Source organism: Mesorhizobium sp. C416B (genome assembly GCF_030323165.1).
In the GTDB taxonomy this organism is placed as follows: domain Bacteria; phylum Pseudomonadota; class Alphaproteobacteria; order Rhizobiales; family Rhizobiaceae; genus Mesorhizobium.
On sequence record NZ_CP100471.1, the window covers coordinates 124,966 to 147,616 of the forward strand.

Here is a 22,651-nt window from a genome sequence, read left to right on the forward strand (position 1 = left end):
AATGCCGAAATTCGAAGCCACACGCCGCGTTGCCCACACGCCGGAGCAGATGTTTGCTCTGGTCGCCGATATCGAGACCTATCCGCAATTTCTGCCGCTTTGCGAGGCGCTGACGGTGCGCTCTCGCAAGGAGCGTGATGGCCGCACCATTCTCCTCGCCGATATGAGCATCGGCTACAAGGCGATCCGCGAGACCTTTACGACGCAGGTGCTGTTGAAGCCGGACGAGAACACAATCGACGTCAAATACATCGATGGGCCGTTCAAATATCTAAGCAATATCTGGCGCTTCGAGCCGGCCGACGGCGGCGGCTGCAACGTTCGCTTCTTCATCGACTACGAGTTCAAGAGCCGTATCCTCGGCGTGTTGATGGGCACCATGTTCGATCGCGCCTTCCGCATGTTTTCCGAAGCCTTCGAAAAACGTGCGGACGTCATCTACGGAACGACGCCCATCTCATGAGTGTCGCCGAGCGCGCGCAGCCCGATCTCCAGCGCATGCTTGACCGTCTCGCGGCGGATGAAGTCGCGGCCATTGTCGGCAAACATATTGAGCTCGGCAGCCACCGGCCCACGTCTTAGGGCAACTCCGAACCAGACGAGGCCGACCGGTTTTTCCGGCGAACCGCCGCCTGGGCCGGCAATGCCGGTGACGGCAAGCGCCAGCCCGGCGCGCGAGCGCGCCAGAGCGCCCGCCGCCATCTCCAGAACCGTTTCGCGCGAGACGGCGCCATGCGCCTCGAGTGTGGCGGGCGAGACGCCGAGCATCTCCATCTTTGCTTCATCGGAATAGGTGATGAGGCCGCGATCGACGACAGCGGACGAGCCGGCAATGTCGGTCAGTGCCGAGATGATCATGCCGCCGGTGCAGCTCTCGGCCGTCGCCAGCATGATGCCGCGCTGCTGGCAGACCTGGAGCAGGGCGTTGGCAAGATCGCTGTTGTTCATGCGGGAACCTCCCCGGGGAAGACGACACTGGCTGTGGCGATGGCGGCGATGCCTTCCTCGCGGCCGACAAAGCCGAGTTTTTCGTTGGTCGTCGCCTTGATGGAGATGCGATCGCTGGAAATGCCCAGTATCGCCGACAACGCGTTGGTCATGGCCTCGCGATGCGGGCCGACGCGCGGCGCCTCGCAGATCAGCGTGATGTCGGCATTGGCGATGCGGCCGCCGCGTTCGCGCACCAACCTGGCCGCATGCTCGACGAAGATCTTCGACGCCGCGCCCCTCCATTGCGGATCGGAAGGCGGGAAATGCGTGCCGATGTCGCCGGCGCCGCAAGTGGCGAGCAGCGCATCGGTCAGCGCGTGCAGGCCGACATCGGCATCCGAATGGCCCGAAAGCTTCTTGCCGTGCGGGATGGCGACGCCGCACAAAGTGACATGGTCGCCAGCCTCGAAGGCGTGCACGTCATAGCCATTGCCGGTGCGAATGTCTGGAAAACGCTCGCCAGTAAGCCGTTGATCCGCCATCGCGATATCCCTTGCCCAGGTCAATTTGACATTGTCCGGTGATCCCTCGACGATTTTCACCGGAATATGCGCCCATTCGGCGATCGCGGCATCGTCGGTGAAATCCGCCTTGCCGAGATGATGGGCCTTTTCATGCGCGGCGAGCAACGGCCAGAACGGAAAGCCCTGCGGCGTCTGCGCGGCATGAAGGCCGGCCCTTGGCACCGTCTCCTCGATCATGCCGGTGCCCGACTCGCGCTTCAGCGTATCGGCGACGGGCAAAGCGGGCAGCGCGCCCTGGCGCTCGCCAATGGCCGCAATGGTGCGGTCGATCAGGGCCGCGTCGACAAAGGGCCGCACTGCGTCATGGACAAGGACACGGCCGGGCGTACGGTCCCTCAGCGCCAGCAGGCCGAGCCGGACCGAGGCCTGGCGCGACTCGCCACCGACCACGGCGGTAACCCGCTCGGCATATACGCCGGCTGCCTTGTCAAAAAGCGCGTGGTCATCGGCATGGATCGCGACGACGACGGGACCAATTTCGGGATGCGCCAGGAAAGTCTCCAGCGTGCGCGCGATAACGGCACGGCCGCCGATGCGCTGATATTGCTTCGGCCCGTCGGCCTGTCCGGCACGCGCGCCGCGGCCGGCTGCAACGATGACCACGCCGACCTTGTCGGTCGTCGCCTCGGCCGGTTTTTCGCTTGCGTCTGTCATGCCGAGAGGCTTAGTCGCGGCTTATGGCGAAGGCCAGCATTTTCCCAAATGCGCCGCAATGTGACGTCATTGCGCGTTGCACAATGCCTTTCTTATGGCTAGAGAATGTGCAGCAATCCGATATGCTTGGTTTTTGTGCATGCCTGAAGTGATAAAATTGCCTTCGCCGCTCGACATTGGCGGCGTGACGATCCGCAACCGCGTCTTCCTCGCTCCCATGTCGGGAATAACGGACGAGCCGTTCCGGCAGCGCGCCTACGCGCATGGCGCGGGCCTGGTCGTGTCGGAAATGGTGGCGAGCGGCGAGCTTGCCAAGGGCAGGGCCGGCTGCGACCTGCGCATCCGTCATTCCGGGCTGCCCGTCCATATGGTCCAGCTTGCCGGCCGCGAGGCCGAGCACATGGCCGAGGGCGCGCGCATCGCTGCCGGCGAGGGCGCCGACATCATCGACATCAATATGGGCTGCCCGGCCAAGAAGGTGACCGGCGGCTATGCCGGCTCGGCGCTGATGCGCGATCTCGACCACGCGCTGTCGCTGATCGAAGCGGTGATCGGCGCGGTCCAAGTGCCGGTCACGGTCAAGATGCGGCTCGGCTGGGACGACAATGCGCTCAATGCACCCGTTTTGGCGCGCCGCGCCGAAGAGGCCGGTGTTAAAATGGTGACCGTGCATGGGCGCACGCGCTGCCAGTTTTATCAAGGCAAGGCCGATTGGGGCGCCATCGCCCGTATCAAGGACGCCGTCTCGATCCCGGTGGTCGCCAACGGCGATGTGGGCTCGCCCGCGGAGGCCGCCGAAATCCTTGAACAGTCGGGCGCCGACGCGGTGATGATCGGCCGCGCGCATTATGGCGCGCCATGGACGGCGGGCCACATCGCGGCAACGGCTGCGGGTGACGCGCCCTCCGGCGTGCCGGAAAGCCCGCAAGCCATGGCGGACTACATCGTTTCCCACTACGAAGACATGCTGACGCTTTACGGCGTCGAAAGTGGCTTGCGCCAGGCGCGCAAGCATCTCGGCTGGTATCTCGACCGCCACTCTGCTGGCGTTTCCGATGAGCGGCGGAAAGCCATCCTCACCTCTTTCGAACCCGCCCGCGTCATTGCCTTGCTGCATGAGGTGTTTTCCGGCGAAGCCACGCCCTTGCGGAGCGCCGCATGAACGCCACCGTTACACCGAGCGCCGATATGGCGGATGCCGCCAGTATCGTGCTGAACACCATCCGCCGTCCGGTCATCATGGTCGATCCGGACGGGTTCATCACCTACGCCAATGCCGATGCGGAAGACTTCTTCCGTTCAAGTGCCAACATGCTTGCCCGCAACACACTGTCCAAGCTGATCCCGTTCGGCAGCCCGCTGTTGCAGCTGGTCGATCAGGTGCGCGAGCGCCGTGCGCCGGTCAACGAATACCGTGTCGACGTGTCGTCGCCGCGTCTCGGCATCGAGAAGGTCGTCGATCTCTATGTCGCGCCGGTGCCGGAATTCCCAGGCTCGATCGTGGTGATGTTCCAGGAACGCTCGATGGCCGACAAGATCGACCGGCAGATGACACACAGGGGTGCCGCGCGTTCGGTCACCGGCCTTGCCGCCATGCTGGCGCATGAGATCAAGAACCCGCTGTCCGGCATTCGTGGCGCCGCACAGCTGCTCGAACTCTCGGCGTCGGACGAGGATCGCGCGCTGACCCGCCTCATCACTGACGAGACTGATCGCATAGTCTCCCTCGTCGACCGCATGGAAGTGTTTTCCGACGAGCGGCCGATTGACCGCTATCCTGTCAACATCCATGTCGTGCTGGACCATGTGAAGGCAATCGCGAAGAACGGTTTTGCCAAGAGAATCAGGATAATGGAGGACTATGATCCATCATTGCCTCCGGTTTTCGCCAACCGCGACCAACTGATCCAGGTGTTTCTCAACCTGGTCAAGAACGCTGCCGAGGCGATCGGCGGCGACCCGCAGGGCGAGATCGTGCTGTCGACCGCGTTCAGGCCGGGCATCCGCGTTTCCGTTCCCGGAACCCAGGACCGCGTGTCGCTACCGCTTGAATTCTGCGTGCGCGACAATGGGTCCGGCGTTTCGGAAGACATTCTGCCGATCCTGTTCGATCCGTTCATCACCACCAAGCCGAACGGGTCGGGGCTCGGCCTGGCGCTGGTGGCGAAAATCGTCGGCGAGCATGGCGGCATCATCGAATGCGATTCGACGCCGCGCGGCACCACCTTCCGAATCCTGATGCCGGCCTGGAAAGAAACACCCATCGACACTGCCGATGATGAAGGCGAAGGAGACCGCAAATGACGGTTCGCGGCAATATTCTCGTCGCCGACGACGATGCGGCCATCCGCACCGTGCTCAATCAGGCGCTGTCGCGCGTCGGCCATGAGGTGCGCGTGACCTCCAACGCCTCGACGCTGTGGCGCTGGGTGGCGGCGGGCGAGGGCGATCTGGTGATCACCGACGTTGTCATGCCGGACGAGAACGCCTTCGACATGCTGCCGCGCATCAAGAAGGCGCGGCCCGAGCTGCCGGTCATCGTGATGAGCGCGCAAAACACTTTCATGACGGCGATCCGTGCTTCCGAAACAGGTGCTTACGAGTATCTGCCGAAGCCGTTCGACCTGACCGAGCTGCTCAACATCGTCAACCGGGCACTGTCAGAGCCGCGCCGACCGAAGATCGATACGCGACCGGAAGAACAGCCTGACGCGATGCCGCTGGTCGGCCGGTCGGCCGCCATGCAGGACATCTACCGCATGCTGGCGCGCATGATGCAGACCGACCTGACGGTGATGATCTCGGGCGAGTCCGGCACCGGCAAGGAATTGGTGGCGCGCGCGTTGCACGAATATGGCCGTCGCCGCGGCGGTCCGTTCGTCGCCATCAACATGGCGGCGATCCCGCGCGATTTGATCGAATCGGAGCTGTTCGGCCACGAGAAGGGCGCCTTCACCGGCGCACAGAACCGCTCGACCGGCCGCTTCGAGCAGGCCGAGGGCGGCACGCTTTTCCTCGACGAGATCGGCGACATGCCGATGGAGGCGCAGACGCGGCTGCTGCGCGTGCTGCAGCAGGGCGAATACACAACGGTCGGCGGGCGCACCCCGATCAAGACCGATGTGCGCATCGTCGCCGCCACCAACAAGGATCTGCGCACGCTGATCAACCAGGGGCTTTTCCGCGAGGATCTGTTCTATCGCCTGAATGTCGTGCCGCTTCGGCTGCCGGGTTTGCGTGAGAGATCGGAAGACATTCCCGATCTGGTGCGGCATTTCTTCAAGATCGGCGCCAGCGAAGGCTTGCAGACCAAGCGCATTTCGACCGGCGGCATCGAATTGATGAAGCGCTATCCGTGGCCGGGAAACGTGCGCGAGCTGGAAAACCTGGTGCGCCGGCTTGCGGCGCTCTATTCGCAGGACGAAATATCAGCCGAGATCATCGAGGCCGAACTGAAGACAGGCGAAAGGCCGGTCGTTCCCGGCGGCGGCAATTTGATCCCGGACGATCTGTCCATCGGCCAGGCGGTGGAGCACTTCCTGCAGCGCTATTTCGCCTCTTTCGCCGGCGAATTGCCGCCGGCAGGTCTCTATCAGCGCATCCTGTCCGAGGTCGAATATCCGCTGGTGCTGGCTTCCATGACGGCAACGCGCGGCAACCAGATCAAGGCCGCCGAGTTGCTCGGCTTGAACCGCAACACGCTGCGCAAGAAGATTCGCGAGCTGGGCGTCAACGTCTACAAATCGTCGAGATCATGAGCGCCTACCGCCCGAAGTGACGTGGGGTCATCCCCTTTTCAGGGGATCGGCGGCCGAAAGATTTCCGTCACGGCCACACTTGTTGCATAATCGCCACAATGCGTTGCATACATCCGACGCAATCACTGGCTCTTAGACGGCGACATGGCTTCGCAAGCTCTGACATCAAACGAACCGCTTTTCAGCAGACCCGGCCAGAGGGATGGACGGCGGCTGCTTGCGTTGCCCGGCGTTGTGGCAATTGCCGGCGCGCTGGTTACGGCGGCAATCTCGTTTGCGATTCTTGTCGGCGCCACGCCGATCACGCCAGACGCAAACACAACGCTGACGCTGATTGCGGCCAACGCCTTATTTGTGCTGGCGCTGATCGCCCTGGTCGGCCGCGAGGTGCATCGCATCACCATGGCGCGCCGGCACGGCAAGGCGGCGTCACGGCTGCATGTGCGCATCGTGACGATGTTTGCGCTGGTCGCGGCCATCCCCGCCATCATGGTGGCCATCATTGCCTCGATCACGCTCGATATCGGCCTCGACCGCTGGTTCGAAATCCGCACCAAGGCGATCGTCAACTCGTCGCTGTCGATCGCCGACGCCTATGTGCAGGAAAACGCTCGCAATCTTCAGGGCACGACGCTGTCGATGGCCTACGATCTCGACGCCTCGCGCACGCTTTACGGCCTCGATCGAACCGGCTTTCTCGACCTGATGAACAAGGAAGCCGTGGGCAGGAGCCTGGTGCATGCGGCGCTGGTCAGGGAAGACGGCTCCTTTGTCATGAGCGCGAAGACCGATGCGGATTTCTCTATGCCGCCACCGCCGGAGGGCGCGGTCAGCGCCGCGGCCGACGGCAAACCGGTGCTGATCGAGCCGAAGACGCGCAACATCATGGGCGCCATCATCAAGCTGCGGGAGATCGAAGGCCTCTACCTCTACACCAATCGCCTGGTCGACCCCGAAGTGATCAAGGCGAGGGCGATCGTCCAGTCCAACACCGCCGAATATCGCGGCCTGGAAGACAACAGGCGGACGTCGCAGGTGGCGTTCGCGCTGCCCTATCTGTCACTGACGCTGATCATCATCCTGTCGGCCATCTGGACCGGCATAGCGGTGGCCGACCGTCTGGTGCGGCCCATCCGTCAACTCATCGGCGCGGCTGACGAGGTTGCGACCGGCAATCTCGATGTCGCCGTTCCGGTACGGCCTTCCGACGGCGATGTCGCCTCGCTTGGCGATACGTTCAACAAGATGCTGCTGGAGCTTAAATCGCAGCGCAACGAGATCCTGTCGGCCAAGGATTTGATCGACGAACGGCGTCGTTTCTCGGAAGCGGTGCTGGCCGGCGTCACCGCCGGCGTCATCGGCGTCGATCCCTACGGCATCGTCTCCATCGTCAACAAATCGGCCGAAACGATGCTGGCCATATCGGCCACGGCGGCGCTGGGGCAGAACCTGTCCGCCGTGCTACCGCATGTCGGGCGCGTCTTCGAGATCGGCCGCAAATCCGGCAAGCCGGTCTATCGCGAGCAGGTCACCTTCTATCGCACCGGCGCCGAGCGTACCTTCAACGTGCAGATCACCATCGAGGCCGGCGACGACGGCGAGGAGGAGAAATCCTACGTCGTGACGGTCGACGACATCACCGATCTCGTCCAGGCACAGCGCTCGTCGGCCTGGGCGGATGTGGCGCGGCGCATCGCACATGAAATCAAGAACCCGCTGACGCCGATCCAGCTCTCGGCCGAGCGCATCAAGCGACGCTTCGGCAAGGTCATCACCGAGGACCGCGAGATTTTCGACCAGTGCACCGACACGATCATCCGGCAGGTCGAGGATATCGGCCGCATGGTCGACGAGTTCTCGGCTTTCGCCCGCATGCCCAAGCCCGAGATGAAAGCCATCGATCTGCGCGAATCGCTGCGCGAGGCGTCGTTCCTGGTCGAAGTCAGCCGCGCCGACATCGCTTTCGAACGCGTGTTCGGCAACGAACCGCTCAAGGGCACGTTCGATAGCCGATTGATGGCGCAGGCTTTCGGCAACGTCATCAAGAACGCGGCCGAGGCGATTGACGGGCTGGAACAAAAGGACGGTTCGCACGGCATAATCCGGATTCAAGCTGCCCGGCAGAATGGCGCGATCAGAATCGACGTCATCGACAATGGCAAAGGCTTGCCGCGCGAGAACCGCCAAAGGCTGCTCGAGCCCTACATGACGACGCGCGAGAAGGGCACCGGGCTCGGTCTCGCCATCGTCAAGAAGATCGTGGAGGACCATGGCGGGCGGCTCGAATTGCACGATGCGCCCGCGGATTTCCACGGTGGACGCGGCGCGATGATCTCGATCATCCTGCCGCCAGCTGCCGCAACCGCGCCGCCACGCGGTCAAGGCGAAACGGAACACGAACGAGAAACTGAAAAGGTCGGTAATGGCGTCTGATATTCTCATCGTCGATGACGAGGAAGACATCCGTGAACTCGTCGCGGGCATATTGAGCGACGAAGGGCATGAAACCCGCACGGCATTCGATGCCGACAGCGCGCTCGCGGCAATCGCCGACCGGGCGCCGCGGCTGATTTTCCTCGACATCTGGTTGCAGGGCTCGCGCCTCGACGGGCTGGCGCTGCTCGACGAGATCAAGACGATGCATCCGAGCCTGCCGGTGGTGATGATCTCCGGCCACGGCAATATCGAGACAGCGGTGTCGGCCATCCGCCGCGGCGCCTATGATTTCATCGAGAAGCCGTTCAAGGCCGACAGGCTGATCCTGATCGCCGAGCGGGCGCTCGAAACCTCGAAATTGCGGCGCGAGGTGTCCGACCTCAAGCAGCGCAGCGGCGAAACCTTCGACCTGATCGGCATGTCGTCGGCGATGAGCCAGCTGCGCCAGACCATCGAGCGCGTGGCGCCGACCAACAGCCGCGTCATGATCATCGGTCCGTCCGGCTCGGGCAAGGAGCTCGCCGCGCGCGCCATCCACACGCTGTCGACGCGCAAGGGCGCGCCCTTCGTGACGCTGAGCGCGGCCAACATCACGCCCGAGCGCATGGAGATCGAGCTGTTCGGTACCGAATCGAACGGCACCGAGCGCAAGGTCGGCGCGCTTGAAGAGGCGCACCGCGGCATTCTCTACATCGACGAAGTGGCCGACATGCCGCGCGAGACGCAGAACAAGATTTTGCGCGTGCTGGTCGAACAGCAGTTCGAGCGGGTCGGCGGCACCAAGCGGGTCAAGGTCGACGTCCGCATCATCTCCTCGACCTCGCAGAACCTGGAGGCGATGATCGCCGACGGCCGTTTTCGCGAAGACCTCTATCACCGCCTGGCGGTGGTTCCGGTCATGGTGCCGGGCCTGGCCGAGCGGCGAGAGGACATTCCCTATCTCGTCGACAATTTCATGAAGCAGATCGCTCGCCAGGCCGGCATCAAGCCGCGCCGCATCGGCGACGATGCGCTTGCCGTGCTGCAGGCGCACAACTGGCCGGGCAATGTCCGCCAGCTGCGCAACAATGTCGAACGGCTGATGATCCTGGCGCGTGGCGACGATATCGATGCGCCGATCACCGCCGACCTGTTGCCGTCGGAGATCGGCGATGTCATGCCGCGCACGCCGAACCAGTCCGACCAGCACATCATGGCGCTGCCGCTGCGCGAGGCGCGCGAACAGTTCGAGAAGGACTATCTGATCGCCCAGATCAACCGTTTCGGCGGCAACATCTCGAAGACGGCGGAATTCATCGGCATGGAGCGCTCGGCGCTGCACCGGAAACTGAAGTCGCTGGGGGTCTGATCCCCATTGTTGTTGGTCCAGCGGGCCGTGGCCCGTGCAATTGCCGGTTACGGCAGCGGCGGAATCGCCTAGAAATAGCGAGACTGTTCTGAGGGATAACCCATGCCGCGCATTGCCTATGTGAACGGGCGCTATGTCGCCCATGCCGACGCTGCCGTGCATATCGAGGATCGCGGCTATCAATTCGCCGACGGCGTCTACGAGGTCTGCGAGGTGGCGCAGGGCTTTATCGTCGACATGCCGCGCCATCTTGCCCGGCTGAGCCGCTCCCTTAGCGAATTGTCGATCGACTGGCCGGTCACCAGGGGTGTGCTGCCGCTTCTTCTGCGCGAAATCGTCCGGCGCAACCACGTCGTCAACGGCCTGGTCTATGTCCAGGTTACGCGCGGTGTTGCCAGCCGCGACTTCGTTTTCCCCGCCGATACACCGTCATCGCTGGTGATTACGGCCAGAAAGGCCGACCCGGCGGCGGCCGCCAAGCGAGCCGAGGCGGGCATCAAGGTCATCACCGTGCCGGAAAACCGTTGGGACCGGGTCGACATCAAGAGCACCGGCCTGCTGCCCAACGTACTGGCCAAGCAGAAGGCCAAGGAGGCCGGCGCCCAGGAGGCCTGGTTCGTCGACACCGATGGCAACGTCAAGGAGGGCGGCTCGTCCAACGCCTGGATCGTTACAAGGGACGGCGTTCTGGTCACCCGGCCGGCGGAGCATGGCATCCTGCGCGGCATCACCCGCACGACCATGTTCGAAGTGGCGGCAAAGCTCGGGTTGACGATCGAGGAGCGCGGTTTTTCAGTCACTGAAGCCAAGGCTGCGCGAGAAGCTTTCATCAGTTCGGCAACGACAATCGCCATGCCGGTCGTGGCAATCGACGGTGCCGCGGTCGCCAATGGGCACCCCGGTTCGATAACACTTTCATTGCGGCAAGCCTTTTTTGACGTTGCGGAAAAAAGTCCAGCCTGATAACCGCACAGACGGACTGCACATCAATATATCTCGTTCTGCTTGTCGCTACTGACGGCAAGGGGGTGTTTGCAAGCTTGACATGTGCCCGCTAATTTGGCGCATTAGCCTGCAAACCGAAGGGGATCGGCGAAAGACAAGAACAATGGCGGAACGATCGCAAAACCTTCAGGACCTGTTCCTGAATTCTGTTCGCAAGAGCAAAAATCCACTCACCATCTTTCTCATCAACGGCGTCAAGCTGACCGGCGTGGTCACTTCCTTCGACAATTTTTGTGTTCTGCTGCGCCGTGACGGCCACTCCCAGCTCGTCTACAAGCATGCCATTTCCACGATCATGCCGAGCCAGCCGGTTCAGATGTTCGATGGCGAGGAAAGCCAGGGCGCCTGATTGGCACGTGAAAAAGACGCGGACCGCGGCGTCCGCGGGAAACCAGCACATAATTCCGGGACGGAAGCCACAGGTCCGACCCGGGCGGTTGTCATTGTGCCGGTGCTTACCCGGCATCAGCGCAACGATGACGAAACGAACCGTCCACGGCTGACGCGTTCGGCGGATGCGCGCCACGACGAAGCTGTCGGCCTTGCCCGCGCCATCAACCTGGATCTGATCCACACGGCGGTGGTCACCGTCAACGATCCACGCCCGGCAACCTTGCTCGGCAGCGGCAAGGTCGCGGAATTCGCCGAGATCGTCAAAGAGGGTCACGCGGAGGTGGTCATCGTCGACCATCCGCTGACGCCGGTGCAGCAGCGCAATCTCGAAAAAGAAATGAATGCCAAGGTGCTCGACCGCACCGGATTGATCCTGGAGATTTTTGGCGAGCGCGCGCGGACCAAGGAGGGCACGCTGCAGGTCGAACTTGCCCATCTCAACTACCAGAAGGGCCGCTTGGTGCGGAGCTGGACCCACCTTGAACGCCAGCGCGGCGGAGCCGGCTTCCTCGGCGGCCCCGGCGAAACCCAGATCGAGTCGGACCGGCGGCAGCTGCAGGAAAAAATCATCAAGCTCAAGCATGAGCTGGAAACGGTGCGCCGCACCCGCGACCTGCACCGCGCCAAGCGCAAGAAGGTGCCGTTCCCGGTGGTGGCGATTGTCGGCTACACCAATGCCGGAAAGTCGACGCTGTTCAACCGGCTGACCGGGGCCGACGTGCTGGCCGAAGACATGCTGTTTGCAACGCTCGACCCGACGCTGCGCCGCGTGCGCCTGCCGCACGGCACGCCGATCATCCTGTCGGACACAGTCGGCTTCATTTCGGACCTGCCGACGCATCTGGTCGCCGCCTTCCGCGCCACGCTGGAAGAGGTCGTCGAGGCCGATCTGGTCATCCACCTGCGCGATATTTCGGATCCGGATACCGCAGCGCAAGCCGAGGACGTCGAGCGCATTCTCGCCGATCTCGGCGTCGATGCCGGCGATGCCAAGCGCGTCGTCGAAGTGTGGAACAAGGTCGACCTTCTCGACGACGGCAACCGGGAGCGCCTGCTCGCCGACGGCACTGACGCCAACAAGGCGCCGCCGATCGCCATCTCGGCGGTCACCGGCGAAGGCATCGATGCGCTGAAGGCGCTGATCGAGACCAGGATGTCGGGCGAACTCGAGGAATTGACGGTGACGATCGAACCGCCGCAGTTCGGCCTTGTCGACTGGCTATACCGCAATGGCGACGTCGTTTCGCGGGTAGACAATGAGGATGGCAGCGCGACCATCGCACTCAAGGCCACGCACACCGCCCGGCAAGAGATCGAAAGCCGATTGCACCGCAAAAAAAGGCAGTAAGCCTGATTATTTCACGCCCTTGGCCTGCTGCCAGAGCACTTCCATCTCGTCCAGCGTGGCTTTTTCGAGCGTGCTTCCCGATGCATCGATCGCGCGCTCGACATAGTGGAAGCGCGAGCGGAACTTTTCGTTGGTGCCGCTAAGCGCCGCTTCCGAATCGAGCTTGAGGTGACGCCCCAGATTGACGACGGCAAACAGCATGTCGCCGAATTCGTCCTTGATCTCAGCCGTTTCGCCCTTAGCCAGTGCCTCGCGCAGCTCGCCGATCTCTTCCTCGATCTTGTCGAGGATGGGTGCTGCCTCGCTCCAGTCGAAACCGACACGCGCTGCCTTTTCCTGCAGCTTCAGCGCACGAGTCAAAGCGGGCAGGGCGACGGGCACGCTGTCCAGGAAACCCTTGCCATGGTCTTCGGGGTCGAGGCCGCGGGCGAGGCGCGCACTTCGCTTTTCGGCTTTTTCCTCAGCCTTGATCTTTTCCCACATGCCCTTTGCCATGCCGGCGCTGCGCGCCTTCTCGTCGCCGAAGACATGCGGATGGCGCCGGATCATCTTGGTGGTGATGGCCTCGACCACATCACCGAAGGCAAAATCGCCGGCTTCCTCAGCCATCTGCGCGTGGTAGACGACCTGCAGCAGGAGATCGCCTAATTCGTCGCGCAGATCGTCGAGATCGCCGCGCGCAATGGCGTCTGCCACCTCGTAGGCTTCCTCGATCGTATAGGGTGCGATGGTCGAGAAATCCTGCTCGATGTCCCAGGGACAACCGGTCTTCGGCGCCCTGAGCGCCGCCATGATCTCGATCAGCCGGGAAATGTCGCGCGAAGGTTTCATGCGGCGAATGCTATCCCGCTGCCTGTCGTGCGGCCAACGGCGTCAGCCGGAGAGGGGAGATTGTCCACAGCGAGCTTCAGCCGAGTACCGACACAACCGCCTTGGCGAGGTCATCCATGCCGTCCTCGGGCAGGCCGGCGACGTTGATGCGGCTGTCGCCGACCATGTAGACGCCATACTCGGCACGCAGCCGCTCGACTTGCGCCTCGGTCAGGCCAAGCCTGGAAAACATGCCGCGATGGCTGGCGATGAAGTCGAAGCGGTCGGAGTTGGACTGCCGGCGCAGCGCGTCGGCGAACTGGACGCGCAGCCTCAGCATGCGCAGCCGCATCTCCTCCAGCTCCGCCTCCCAGTCGGCGCGAAGGCCATCATCTTCCAGCACCATGCGCACGGCGGCGGCGCCATGGTCCGGCGGCATCGAATACATGGCGCGCGCCGCCGCCAGCATCTGGCTCATCGCCACATCGGCTTGCGCACCATCCTTCGCCAGGATCATCGCCGCGCCGACGCGGTCGCGGTAGACGGCAAAGTTCTTCGAGCAGCTCGAGGCAACGACCATTTCAGGCACCTTGCCCGCGAGAAGGCGCAAGCCGGCCGCATCGGCGTCCAGGCCTTCGCCAAAGCCCTGATAGGCAATGTCGACAAAGGGCAACAGCCCGCGCTCGACGACAACATCGGCGACGCTGGCCCATTGCGCGATATCGAGATTGGCGCCAGTCGGGTTGTGGCAGCAGCCGTGCAGCAGCACGATATCGCCGGGCTCGGCTGTGCCAAGCGTTGCCAGCATGTGGTCGAAGCGCACCGCGCCGGAAGCGGCATCGAAATAGGGATAATCGCGCACCTTGAGGCCGGCGCCGCGCATCACCGGCGGGTGGTTCGGCCATGTCGGGTCCGACAGCCAGACGGTTGCGTCGGGGCGGGTCCGCTTCAACAGCTCCGCCACCAGCCGCAGCGCGCCGGAACCGCCAGGCGCTTGCGCGGCGCGGATGCGCGTCATGTCGGCAGCGGGGCCGAAGGCCAGCTTGACCATCGCCGTGTTGAAGCCGGTGTCCCCGGCAAGGCCGAGATAGGTCTTGGTGTCCTGGTCCTGCAGCAACCGCTTCTCGGCCTCGCGCAGGGCGCGCATGACCGGCGTCCTGCCGTCGCGGTCCTTGTAGACGCCGACGCCGAGATCGATCTTGCCGGGGCGCGGATCGGCGCGATAGAGGCCGATCAAGGCGATGATCTTGTCAGCCGGGGCAGGTTGCAGGGTCTCGAACATCAATACGGCTCCAATGGCGGCGGAGTAATACGCAAAGCGGCCGCGTTTCGCCAGTGCTTCCATCTGCGCCAGTCCGCTAGCGTACTGGACCGTTACGCCAAGCTTTGTCTGTACGGCAGGGGTCGGCGGCTATGGCGACGGGTTCATTCCAATCCGCCGGATAAGCACCCGTCCAATCACGGCGAGACCGATGCCGGTCAGCAGGGAGAAACCGCCGAGCATGCCGGCCAGCCCGGCAAGGAACCAGCGTCCGGCGAAGCTGTCGACGGAGGCATTTTGCGGATTGGTTGGGTCGTAAGCGACAGTGACGCTGTCGCCATCACCCCAGAACGAGCTGTGGACGGCATTGTTGAAGCGGATGACGGTGCCGTCGGCGGTCGAGAACTCGATGCGGGGATTGTATTCGGCGGCGACAATCCTGCCTGTCGCCGAAGCGGTACGAGGGCCGTACATCTCGACGATGGCCAGCACGCCGGAAGCGATCAGTCCGACAATGCCAAAGATGATGAACACCCTGCCGACGATCGGCAACGCTGCAAAACCCGTTACACGACTACCATTGGCCATCTTTTGCTCCTGGGACAGACGGATAAGGCTAGACTTCATCCATAAAGCAAACATCTGCCGCACGGGAGATAGGTAAGTGCGCAGCGGACTTCTGATTGCATGATGCCTATTGTGGCGACGCAAAAAAGTTTTGGTGGCGATGGATTAAGATCCCCGCCTGTTTCGTAAACGGGGCATGAAACGGTCGATGCCACGCTTCGATATTGTCGGACAGCTGGGTTCGCTCAGGCGCTACGCACGCTCGCTGACGCGCGACGGCACTGACGCCGAGGATCTGGTGCACGATGCGCTGGTGCGCGCCTACGAGCGGCGCGACACATTCCGCTCGGGCGGCAATCTGGGGGCATGGTTGCTGTCGATCGTCCACAACGCTTTCATCGACAAGATGCGCTCGCGCCGGTCGGAAGCAGCGCGTGTCGAGCAGGCCGGCTATCTCACCGATGCCAGCACGCCGGCGCCTCAGGAACATTCCGTGCGACTGGCGCAGGTGCGCGAGGCCTTTTTCAGTCTGCCGGAGGAGCAGCGTTCGGCGCTGCATCTGGTCGCCATCGAGGGCCTTTCCTACCAGCAGGCCGCCGACGCCAGCGGGGTGCCGCTGGGCACGCTGATGTCGCGCATCGGCAGGGCGCGCGCAGCACTGCGCGAGATGGAAAACGCTGCACCTTCGCCGGCCAAAAGCCATCTGAGGATCGTGGGAGACCCGTCATGACCGACCTGTTGCGGGACCCGGTGACCGATACCGATCTCGATTCTTATGTCGACGACCAGCTGGATGTCGCGCGCCGCATCGAGGTCGAGGCGTTCCTCTCGGTTCGTCCGGAGGCTGCGGCGCGGGTGATGTCCGACTTGAGGACGCGCGACGAACTGCGCCTGGCGCTGGCTGCTTCCACAGGCATGGCGCGGCCGGCGACGACTGAAGTCGCGCGCCGGCTGGGCAGGGGACTGGCCAGTCGCCGCGTCTTCGCCGTGCTGCAGCGGGTGGCCGCGGTCGCCGTCTTTGTCGCTGCCGGCTGGCTGGCGAACGGCCTCTTCGGGCCGCTGCTGGTGACCAAGGTCGTGGCTTCGCCGCCGCCGCCCGCCTATGTCGAAGAAGCGATCCGGGCGCACAAGACGACGCTCATGCGCGAGGCGATGCCCTCGCAGCTGGAGGCGCCCAACTACAATGGCGACGAAATCCGCGCCGCCACCGCAATCGTCATGCCATCGCTGCCCAAGGACTGGAAGGTCCGCGACGTGCAGATCTATCCGTCGCGCTTCGGGCCGAGCGTCGAAGTGGCGCTGGAGACGAAGGATATGGGGCTGGTCTCGCTGTTTGCGATCCGGCCCGGAACCTTCGACGTGGTCAAGCCTGCCATCGCGCCCTCCGGCGACATCTCCTCTGCCTATTTCCAGATCGGCGAGGTCGCGTACGCGGTCGTCGCGCGCAGCGATGTCCACGACCTCGACCGCGCGGCCGAGACGCTTGCCAAGACACTTTACTGATCAGGACACTTTACTGAGACCACATAAGGAGAACCCGCATGAATACCCCTGACCTCGGATACCGCATGGGCACTGGCGCGCGCGCCGGCGCCGTCTATGACGAGGGCCTGCGCAGCCACATGCTGCGTGTCTATAACTATATGGGCATCGGCCTCGTCGTCACCGGCATCGTCGCCATGGTGGTCGCTTCGACGCCGGCCCTCTACGTGCCGATCTTTTCCAGCCCGCTGAAATGGGTGGTGATGCTGGCGCCGCTCGCCTTCGTGCTGCTGTTCTCGTTCAAGATGCAGACGATGTCGGCGGCGAGCGCCCAGTTGATGTTCTGGGCCTTCTGCGCGGTGATGGGGCTGTCGCTGGCTTCGGTGTTCCTGGTCTTCACCGGCACCAGCATCGCGCGCACCTTCTTCATCACCGCCACGATGTTCGGCGCCACCAGCCTCTACGGCTACACGACCAAGCGCGACCTGACCCAGTTCTCGTCCTTCCTGATCATGGGCCTGATCGGTGTGGTGATCGCCAGCGTCGTCAACATCTTCCTTGGCTCGACCGCGCTGCAGTTCGCCATTTCGGTGATCGGCATCGCGGTGTTCGTTGGCCTGACCGCCTGGGACACGCAGACGATCAAGGAACAGTATGCGGAGAATTTCGACGCGGAATCGCAGCAGAAGCTCGCCGTCTTCGGCGCGCTGTCGCTCTACCTGAACTTCGTCAACATCTTCCAGCTGCTGCTGAACTTCACCGGCGAACGCGAATAGTCGAACCGTAGCAGGGCAACAATCTCGATCTCGCAGTGGCCGGAGGAGAATCTCCGGCCACTGTCGTTTTTGCCGTCGAGACATCGCTCCTCTATCAGCGCGATGTCGCTGCGCCCTTGAGTCCATGCGGGCTTTTGCTAACCTGCCGCTCGCACGCAGCTTTCCGCGAGAACGCATGGAACAAGTGACGCTTCACGGCGACGGCATCTCGGCAACCATTGTCGGGCAGGGGGCCGAGCTCGTCTCCTTGCGCAATGCCGAGGGTCTGGAGTTTTTGTGGCAGGCCGGGCCGGAATGGCGGCGGCATTCGCCGGTGCTGTTTCCGATCGTCGGCCGGCTGAAGGGCGACCAGCTCCGCCATGGGGGCCGGGTCTATCCCCTGACGCAGCACGGATTTGCGCGCGACAAGCCATTTGTGTGGGCTGCTGAGACGAGTCCCCGATCTTGCACGCTGGTGTTGACCGACGATGCCGATACACGCACGCGCTATCCGTTCGCCTTTCGCCTTGCCATCACCTATACGCTCGAGCGTCGCGAACTTGGTGTGAGCTTCGAGATTGCCAACACCGGCGACGAGACGCTGCCAGCCTCCATCGGTGCACATCCGGCTTTCAATTGGCCATTGCAGCCGGGGCTCGCCAAGACCGACTACCACCTGACCTTTGCCCAGGACGAGCCGGCGCCGATCCGCCGGCTGAAGGATGGCCTGGTGCTGGCTGCACCGCGGCCGACGCCCATCGAAGGCAAAACGCTGGCGCTTTCCGAACAGCTGTTCGAGGCAGACGCCGTGATCCTCGACCGGCCGGCCAGCACCAGCGTGCGCTATGCCGCCGCGAACGGTGCGGCGATCGAGATGTCGTGGCAGGGTTTTAAGGAATTGGGCATCTGGTCGAAGCCGGGCGGCGCTCCGTTCCTGTGTATCGAACCCTGGCACGGGCTTGCCAGCCCCGTGGATTTCGATGGCGAGTTCGCGGACAAGCCGGGCGTGATGCTGATCGCGCCCGGTGAAAAGCGCGTGCTGAGCTATCAGGTACGGCTCGAGCATGCGCCGCTGTGACCGATGAACCAGAGACAGGCGCGATGAAACTTGGCTTCATCGGCACGGGTGCCCTTACAGCGGCCATTGTCAGCGGGCTCAAATCCGTCGCGGATAACTCCGTCTCCGTGCTGCTGTCGCCGCGCAATGAAGAGATCGCCGCAGAGCTGGCAGCCCGTTATCCGGATGTGCGTATCGCTGATGACAATCAGGCGGTTCTCGATCAATGCGACCTGGTCATGCTGGCTGTCCGGCCGCAAATTGCGCATGACGTCCTGCCGGGTTTGCGGTTTCGGCGCGAGCATCACCTCATCAGCTTGATCGCCACGCTGCCGCGCGAGGAGATTGCCCGCTTGACCGCACCCGCGCACCAGGTGACGAAAGCGCTGCCCATGCCGATGATCGCCCACCGGCTGGGGGCAACGATCATCTGCCCGCCGGATGCCACTGTCGCTGCCTTGTTCGGCAATCTGGGGAAAGTGATCGAGGTCGAGAACTCAGCCGAATTCAACGCGTTGAGCGTGGCCACCGCAACCTATGCCAGCTACTTCAGATATCTCGATACGATCAACAGCTGGCTCAAGAGGAATGGCGTGGAGGAAGGGAAGGGGCGCGATTACATCGCCTCGCTTTTCAAAGCCTTGGGAAGCGCTCCTGATATGTCGCCGGATGCCGACTTCATGCATCTGGCGCAGGACTATGCGACGCGCGGCGGCATCAACGAACAGGTTCTTCGCGAACTGACGGCGCGAAACGTGTTCGAGGCGCTCACCGAGAGCCTGGACGGCGTACACCGGCGCATCGTCGGCGATACGCCTTGATGGGCGGCACCTTGAAGTTCCCTGATGATCAGGAGTATGGCTCCAACGGATGTTCCGGACCGTTTCGGGAGGGTCGGCGGGTGCCTGGATGCTTGAAATTGGGCTTTGTGGCAGCGGCGCTGGCTGTGCTGATTGTCTTTCCGGTCGCTGCCGCCGACATCGACCGCGCCAGCATCTACCGCGCGCAGTCGGTGACCAGCGGCACTGGCGAGGAGAACCGGGCGTGGGGCCTGGCGCCGTGCCTTGAAGAGGTGCTGGTCAAGGTTTCCGGCGACCCGCGGCTGATCGGCGACCCGCATGTTGCGGACATGAGCCGGCACGCGGCCGACTATGTCACTGGTGTCGGCTACCGCGACCTGCTCAACAACCGCCCGCCGCATGACGAGCAGGGCACCCACGACCGGCCGCATTACATCACCGCCGATTTCGACCCGGACAAGATCGATGCCTTGCTGGCGTCGCTCGGGCGCAAACCGTGGGCGGTGCCGCGGCCAAAAATCGTCGCACTGCTGGATGTAAGGCCGATGAAAGGCGACGGCTTCACGCTGGTGCGCGATGGCGGCGGCGAGCTTGCGGCGGATATGCGCGTTGCGCTGGCGGACGCGGCGCACCGGACCGGTTTGCCGCTGGAGTTGCCTCGGCCGTCCGACGTCGCGCTCGCCGACGTGGCCAACACGCTGGATGGGGACGCCCTGCTTGCCGGCACTTTGGTATGGCGCCAGGAAGCGCTGGGCTGGGTCGGCGACTGGCGGCTCAGCTTCAAGGATAAGGACTATCGCTGGCAGGTACGTGGCGTCAGTTTCGACGATGCGTTCCGCAACGCCACGCGCGGAACGCTGCAGATCCTGTCGGGGAATGGACAGCCGGAAGCCGTCACGCCCTGACTTCAAGGGAACCTTCTTGCCGGAGCACCGTAAACAAAGTGGCGGGCAAGCTTTGAGCAAGGAGGTAGAATTGCAACATCGCCGGATCGACATTGACGGAAACAGCATCTTCTATCGCGAAGACGGCCCGCCTGATGCTCCCGTCCTTCTCCTGCCGCACGGCTATCCGTGCTCGTCCTATCAATTCCGACGGTTGATGCCGGCACTTGCCGATCGCTGGCATACATTCGCGCCGGACTTTCCCGGCTTTGGCTATAGCGCCACGCCCGAAATGTTGGTTTTTGGCTATGATTTCGATGCCTATGCCGAGTTTCTGACAGCTTTCGCCGATGCGCTCGGCATGTCGCGCTATGCTCTCTGGCTGCACGATTATGGCTCGCAGATCGGACTGCGCCACGCCATCGCACATCCCGAGCGCATCGCGGCACTCATCATCCAGAACGGCGATATATACCAGGATGTTCTCGGGCCGAAATACGCTGGGATAAAAGCCTATTGGAAGGAAAAGACGCCCGAAAAGCACCGGCCGTTGGAAGAGGCGGTGAGCGAGGAGGGGTTCCGGCACGAGTTTGTCGGAGAGGTGGATTACGCTGTAGCCGAGCGCGTGCCTCCCGATCTTTGGAAACTCCACTGGCCTTTGATGGACACGCCGATCCGCCGGCGGCTCGCGGTCGGCCTGATGGAGAAGCTGGAGGCGAACCTCGGCTGGTTCCCGCGCTATCAGAGCTATCTGCGCGAGCACCAACCGCAGACGCTCATTGTCTGGGGCCCCGAGGATGGTTACATGCCGGCACAATCGGCGCATGCCTACCACCGCGATTTGCCGGAAGCAGAACTTCATCTCATCGGCGGCGCCGGCCACTGGCTGCTCGAAACCCATTTCGATGAGGCGCTTCCCCTGGTGCGCGATTTTCTGGCGCGCGTCCACAGTCAGGAAGCGAAAGGGACGGGCCGGGCGGCCGGCCGGGCGTAGACCCCTCCGTTGCGGCCACCCGATCAATCTGCAACCATGGCGTCATGATGGAGAAGTCTGCCGCGCCCTGGGCTCTGCTGCAAATCGCGATCGAGCCGAAGTCGCGGGCCGATCAGGAGAATCTGCTTGTCACTTCGTCCAAGCTCGCGCCTGACGACCGCGACCCACCGGCCGCCATGGCCAGGGCCAGATGACGTCGCCAAAATTCTCCTCGCGGGCAGGGTTCCTTGTCGGCCTCGGCATCACGCCCGTCGCCTTTTTCCTGGCGCTCTATTCGGCCGGAGCCGGGCATGGCGACTATGGGCTGGCGCGACTTCTCTATCCGGTCCCCATGCTGGCAACGCTGTTGACCAACACAACGATCACCGGCCTTTCCATCGGATTGGCTGCGCTGCAGTTTCCTGCCTATGGGGCATTTGTTGCGGGCGCCGGCGGCTCCAGATGGCTGGCCCTTGGCGTCTTCCATCTTGTTGCAATCGCAGCAGCCTTCAGCGGCCTCCTGGAAAGCTTTTCGGGATGACGCTCCTGTTCGTTATCCTGGTGCCAGCCCGTCGAGCAGGCAGTCGAGGCCTTTGCGAAAGGCGCCATCCCTTGAGAAATGAAGACCACGCCAACTCATTTCGCCACTGCTTCGTCAACGTTCCTCCCGCCAAGCAATCAGAGCCGCCGGCCTGCATCTCAGTCAGCAGGGCGTATATTGGCACGCCGCTAATGGAAGCAGCAGCCACATATGAAAGTCGCATAAGATAGATTATGGAACTTGTGCATTAGACTGAAGCTGGAAATTGCTGCGATTTTCACGGGTTTGGCATGATCGACGCGTGTTGCCTTGAGCCGATGGCCAACGCTACGCTGTGTCGATGACGACAGCAACGCGTGACATCGAAGCGGCGATCGAAGTGTTCGTGCACGGCTTCAGTACCGATAAGAGCCGTTCCTTTCCCTACGAGGCCAGCCGCGTCGGACCCTTGTGGCTGATGCGCGATGCCGAGCGCAAGATTGCACGCGACTACCGTGGCGAAGAATGGATCGTCCATGACGTCGCCGCCGAGGAAGCCGATGCCATCGTGCGGCAGCATGCGCGGCCAAGCTTTGCCGTTTCGGTCGTGATCGCGAATGACGGCCCGGACGAACCGACGCGAACTGCCTACAAGGCGCTCGGCTACCGGCTGCTGCGGACGGAAGGCTTTTTCGTCCAGTCGCTGCGCCAAATTCCAGACCCGCCAGTAATCGTCTCTATCGAACGCGTGAGGACGGCTGAACGCGCTGCACAACTGGGAAAGGTCATACGCAGGCGGCCACTTCCAGACGATCAACTCGGCGACGATGCGCCGTTGCGTGTGCGCAGCATAGACGCCATCGGCGCCACATGGTGCTCGGCAATGTTTGTCGAGCCTTCGTACCGGCGTCGAGGCATCGGCCAGGCGCTGATGGCCAAAATGCTGCATGACGACAAAGCGCATGCGTCGCGGTGCTCGATGCTGTTGGCGACGCGTGCCGGAGCGCTGCTTTATCCCCGCATGGGCTATGAGCGGATTGGAACGCTGCTGATCTTCGCGCCGAAGAACCGAACGTCCTTATAAAC

At 63.1% G+C, this 22,651-nt stretch carries 23 protein-coding genes; 18 read left to right on the top strand and 5 right to left on the bottom strand.

All coding sequences use genetic code 11. The annotated features are described in order from the left end of the window. Position 1 precedes the first annotated feature (1 nt). Positions 2-463, top strand: coding sequence for a type II toxin-antitoxin system RatA family toxin (locus NLY43_RS00690; protein WP_023710532.1), 462 nt, complete (start codon positions 2-4; stop codon positions 461-463). Here NLY43_RS00690 and NLY43_RS00695 read toward each other — a convergent pair. Beyond that, positions 439-948, bottom strand: coding sequence for a CinA family protein (locus tag NLY43_RS00695; protein ID WP_023682551.1), 510 nt, complete (start codon positions 946-948; stop codon positions 439-441). The two genes, NLY43_RS00690 and NLY43_RS00695, sit on opposite strands and share 25 nt — an antisense overlap. After that, entirely contained in the window at positions 945-2,168 is a 1,224-nt protein-coding gene (locus NLY43_RS00700; protein WP_023710531.1) for a bifunctional 2-C-methyl-D-erythritol 4-phosphate cytidylyltransferase/2-C-methyl-D-erythritol 2,4-cyclodiphosphate synthase, read from the bottom strand. Before NLY43_RS00700 ends, NLY43_RS00695 begins: the two co-directional genes overlap by 4 nt. Before the next feature lie 139 nt (positions 2,169-2,307). Between NLY43_RS00700 and dusB the strand changes: the two genes are divergently transcribed. The 8 genes from dusB to hflX all read left to right on the top strand — a co-directional run bounded on the left by dusB (position 2,308) and on the right by hflX (position 12,456). Beyond that, positions 2,308-3,330 (top strand): tRNA dihydrouridine synthase DusB, encoded by a 1,023-nt coding sequence (dusB, locus tag NLY43_RS00705; protein ID WP_023710530.1) that lies wholly within the window; start codon positions 2,308-2,310, stop codon positions 3,328-3,330. Then, the gene (locus NLY43_RS00710; protein ID WP_023710529.1) at positions 3,327-4,472 is read left to right on the top strand and encodes a two-component system sensor histidine kinase NtrB; all 1,146 of its coding nucleotides are present in this window, start codon (positions 3,327-3,329) and stop codon (positions 4,470-4,472) included. Before dusB ends, NLY43_RS00710 begins: the two co-directional genes overlap by 4 nt. Further along, positions 4,469-5,926 carry a nitrogen regulation protein NR(I) gene (ntrC, locus tag NLY43_RS00715; protein WP_023710528.1) on the top strand — a complete coding sequence of 486 codons (1,458 nt, stop codon included), beginning with the start codon at positions 4,469-4,471 and terminating at the stop codon, positions 5,924-5,926. The genes NLY43_RS00710 and ntrC overlap by 4 nt, the downstream gene beginning before the upstream one ends. Positions 5,927-6,070: 144 nt before the next feature. Next, positions 6,071-8,359 carry a sensor histidine kinase NtrY-like gene (locus NLY43_RS00720; RefSeq protein ID WP_023668928.1) on the top strand — a complete coding sequence of 763 codons (2,289 nt, stop codon included), beginning with the start codon at positions 6,071-6,073 and terminating at the stop codon, positions 8,357-8,359. Next, positions 8,349-9,710, top strand: a complete 1,362-nt coding sequence (gene ntrX, locus NLY43_RS00725) for a nitrogen assimilation response regulator NtrX (protein ID WP_023668929.1) — start codon at positions 8,349-8,351, stop codon at positions 9,708-9,710. The genes NLY43_RS00720 and ntrX overlap by 11 nt, the downstream gene beginning before the upstream one ends. Before the next feature lie 102 nt (positions 9,711-9,812). Further along, positions 9,813-10,673 carry a D-amino-acid transaminase gene (locus NLY43_RS00730; protein WP_023710527.1) on the top strand — a complete coding sequence of 287 codons (861 nt, stop codon included), beginning with the start codon at positions 9,813-9,815 and terminating at the stop codon, positions 10,671-10,673. Positions 10,674-10,818: 145 nt separating this feature from the next. Further along, complete coding sequence (hfq, locus tag NLY43_RS00735; protein WP_006202172.1) at positions 10,819-11,064, top strand: RNA chaperone Hfq; 246 nt, start codon at positions 10,819-10,821, stop codon at positions 11,062-11,064. Then, positions 11,065-12,456 carry a GTPase HflX gene (gene hflX / locus NLY43_RS00740; protein ID WP_023710526.1) on the top strand — a complete coding sequence of 464 codons (1,392 nt, stop codon included), beginning with the start codon at positions 11,065-11,067 and terminating at the stop codon, positions 12,454-12,456. A 6-nt stretch (positions 12,457-12,462) separates the two neighbouring features. Here the strand turns inward: hflX and mazG are convergent, their stop codons facing one another. The 3 genes from mazG to NLY43_RS00755 all read right to left on the bottom strand — a co-directional run bounded on the left by mazG (position 12,463) and on the right by NLY43_RS00755 (position 15,115). After that, a complete protein-coding gene (gene mazG / locus NLY43_RS00745; RefSeq protein WP_023688462.1) occupies positions 12,463-13,287 on the bottom strand; it encodes a nucleoside triphosphate pyrophosphohydrolase in 825 nt (274 codons plus the stop codon). 76 nt (positions 13,288-13,363) lie between these two features. Further along, positions 13,364-14,548 carry an amino acid aminotransferase gene (locus NLY43_RS00750; protein WP_023710525.1) on the bottom strand — a complete coding sequence of 395 codons (1,185 nt, stop codon included), beginning with the start codon at positions 14,546-14,548 and terminating at the stop codon, positions 13,364-13,366. A 129-nt stretch (positions 14,549-14,677) separates the two neighbouring features. Further along, positions 14,678-15,115: a DUF3592 domain-containing protein gene (locus NLY43_RS00755; protein WP_198025447.1), complete on the bottom strand. Its 438-nt coding sequence runs from the start codon at positions 15,113-15,115 to the stop codon at positions 14,678-14,680. A gap of 175 nt (positions 15,116-15,290) precedes the next feature. Between NLY43_RS00755 and NLY43_RS00760 the strand changes: the two genes are divergently transcribed. The 9 genes from NLY43_RS00760 to NLY43_RS00800 all read left to right on the top strand — a co-directional run bounded on the left by NLY43_RS00760 (position 15,291) and on the right by NLY43_RS00800 (position 22,649). Further along, positions 15,291-15,824: a sigma-70 family RNA polymerase sigma factor gene (locus tag NLY43_RS00760; RefSeq protein ID WP_023710523.1), complete on the top strand. Its 534-nt coding sequence runs from the start codon at positions 15,291-15,293 to the stop codon at positions 15,822-15,824. After that, positions 15,821-16,597, top strand: coding sequence for an anti-sigma factor family protein (locus tag NLY43_RS00765; RefSeq protein ID WP_023710522.1), 777 nt, complete (start codon positions 15,821-15,823; stop codon positions 16,595-16,597). Before NLY43_RS00760 ends, NLY43_RS00765 begins: the two co-directional genes overlap by 4 nt. Positions 16,598-16,635: 38 nt before the next feature. Beyond that, positions 16,636-17,352 carry a Bax inhibitor-1/YccA family protein gene (locus NLY43_RS00770; RefSeq protein WP_023710521.1) on the top strand — a complete coding sequence of 239 codons (717 nt, stop codon included), beginning with the start codon at positions 16,636-16,638 and terminating at the stop codon, positions 17,350-17,352. A gap of 175 nt (positions 17,353-17,527) precedes the next feature. Then, positions 17,528-18,409, top strand: a complete 882-nt coding sequence (locus NLY43_RS00775; RefSeq protein WP_023710520.1) for an aldose 1-epimerase family protein — start codon at positions 17,528-17,530, stop codon at positions 18,407-18,409. 23 nt (positions 18,410-18,432) lie between these two features. After that, complete coding sequence (locus NLY43_RS00780; RefSeq protein WP_023710519.1) at positions 18,433-19,209, top strand: pyrroline-5-carboxylate reductase; 777 nt, start codon at positions 18,433-18,435, stop codon at positions 19,207-19,209. 107 nt (positions 19,210-19,316) lie between these two features. After that, complete coding sequence (locus NLY43_RS00785; RefSeq protein WP_031199050.1) at positions 19,317-20,093, top strand: DUF8605 domain-containing protein; 777 nt, start codon at positions 19,317-19,319, stop codon at positions 20,091-20,093. Positions 20,094-20,145: 52 nt separating this feature from the next. Next, positions 20,146-21,066, top strand: coding sequence for an alpha/beta fold hydrolase (locus NLY43_RS00790; protein WP_245263966.1), 921 nt, complete (start codon positions 20,146-20,148; stop codon positions 21,064-21,066). Positions 21,067-21,256: 190 nt separating this feature from the next. Then, positions 21,257-21,586, top strand: a complete 330-nt coding sequence (locus NLY43_RS00795) for a hypothetical protein (protein WP_023696110.1) — start codon at positions 21,257-21,259, stop codon at positions 21,584-21,586. A gap of 340 nt (positions 21,587-21,926) precedes the next feature. Further along, positions 21,927-22,649: a GNAT family N-acetyltransferase gene (locus NLY43_RS00800; protein ID WP_023710515.1), complete on the top strand. Its 723-nt coding sequence runs from the start codon at positions 21,927-21,929 to the stop codon at positions 22,647-22,649. Positions 22,650-22,651 lie beyond the last annotated feature (2 nt).

Excerpts from the sequence above, each read along its gene's own strand:
- NLY43_RS00690 (WP_023710532.1), top strand. The coding sequence starts at position 2 with ATGCCGAAATTCGAAGCCACACGCCGCGTTGCCCACACGCCGGAGCAG.
- NLY43_RS00695 (WP_023682551.1), bottom strand. The coding sequence starts at position 948 with ATGAACAACAGCGATCTTGCCAACGCCCTGCTCCAGGTCTGCCAGCAG.
- NLY43_RS00700 (WP_023710531.1), bottom strand. The coding sequence starts at position 2,168 with ATGACAGACGCAAGCGAAAAACCGGCCGAGGCGACGACCGACAAGGTC.
- dusB (WP_023710530.1), top strand. The coding sequence starts at position 2,308 with ATGCCTGAAGTGATAAAATTGCCTTCGCCGCTCGACATTGGCGGCGTG.
- NLY43_RS00710 (WP_023710529.1), top strand. The coding sequence starts at position 3,327 with ATGAACGCCACCGTTACACCGAGCGCCGATATGGCGGATGCCGCCAGT.
- ntrC (WP_023710528.1), top strand. The coding sequence starts at position 4,469 with ATGACGGTTCGCGGCAATATTCTCGTCGCCGACGACGATGCGGCCATC.
- NLY43_RS00720 (WP_023668928.1), top strand. The coding sequence starts at position 6,071 with ATGGCTTCGCAAGCTCTGACATCAAACGAACCGCTTTTCAGCAGACCC.
- ntrX (WP_023668929.1), top strand. The coding sequence starts at position 8,349 with ATGGCGTCTGATATTCTCATCGTCGATGACGAGGAAGACATCCGTGAA.
- NLY43_RS00730 (WP_023710527.1), top strand. The coding sequence starts at position 9,813 with ATGCCGCGCATTGCCTATGTGAACGGGCGCTATGTCGCCCATGCCGAC.
- hfq (WP_006202172.1), top strand. The coding sequence starts at position 10,819 with ATGGCGGAACGATCGCAAAACCTTCAGGACCTGTTCCTGAATTCTGTT.
- mazG (WP_023688462.1), bottom strand. The coding sequence starts at position 13,287 with ATGAAACCTTCGCGCGACATTTCCCGGCTGATCGAGATCATGGCGGCG.
- NLY43_RS00750 (WP_023710525.1), bottom strand. The coding sequence starts at position 14,548 with ATGTTCGAGACCCTGCAACCTGCCCCGGCTGACAAGATCATCGCCTTG.
- NLY43_RS00755 (WP_198025447.1), bottom strand. The coding sequence starts at position 15,115 with ATGGCCAATGGTAGTCGTGTAACGGGTTTTGCAGCGTTGCCGATCGTC.
- NLY43_RS00760 (WP_023710523.1), top strand. The coding sequence starts at position 15,291 with ATGAAACGGTCGATGCCACGCTTCGATATTGTCGGACAGCTGGGTTCG.
- NLY43_RS00765 (WP_023710522.1), top strand. The coding sequence starts at position 15,821 with ATGACCGACCTGTTGCGGGACCCGGTGACCGATACCGATCTCGATTCT.
- NLY43_RS00770 (WP_023710521.1), top strand. The coding sequence starts at position 16,636 with ATGAATACCCCTGACCTCGGATACCGCATGGGCACTGGCGCGCGCGCC.
- NLY43_RS00775 (WP_023710520.1), top strand. The coding sequence starts at position 17,528 with ATGGAACAAGTGACGCTTCACGGCGACGGCATCTCGGCAACCATTGTC.
- NLY43_RS00780 (WP_023710519.1), top strand. The coding sequence starts at position 18,433 with ATGAAACTTGGCTTCATCGGCACGGGTGCCCTTACAGCGGCCATTGTC.
- NLY43_RS00795 (WP_023696110.1), top strand. The coding sequence starts at position 21,257 with ATGACGTCGCCAAAATTCTCCTCGCGGGCAGGGTTCCTTGTCGGCCTC.
- NLY43_RS00800 (WP_023710515.1), top strand. The coding sequence starts at position 21,927 with ATGACGACAGCAACGCGTGACATCGAAGCGGCGATCGAAGTGTTCGTG.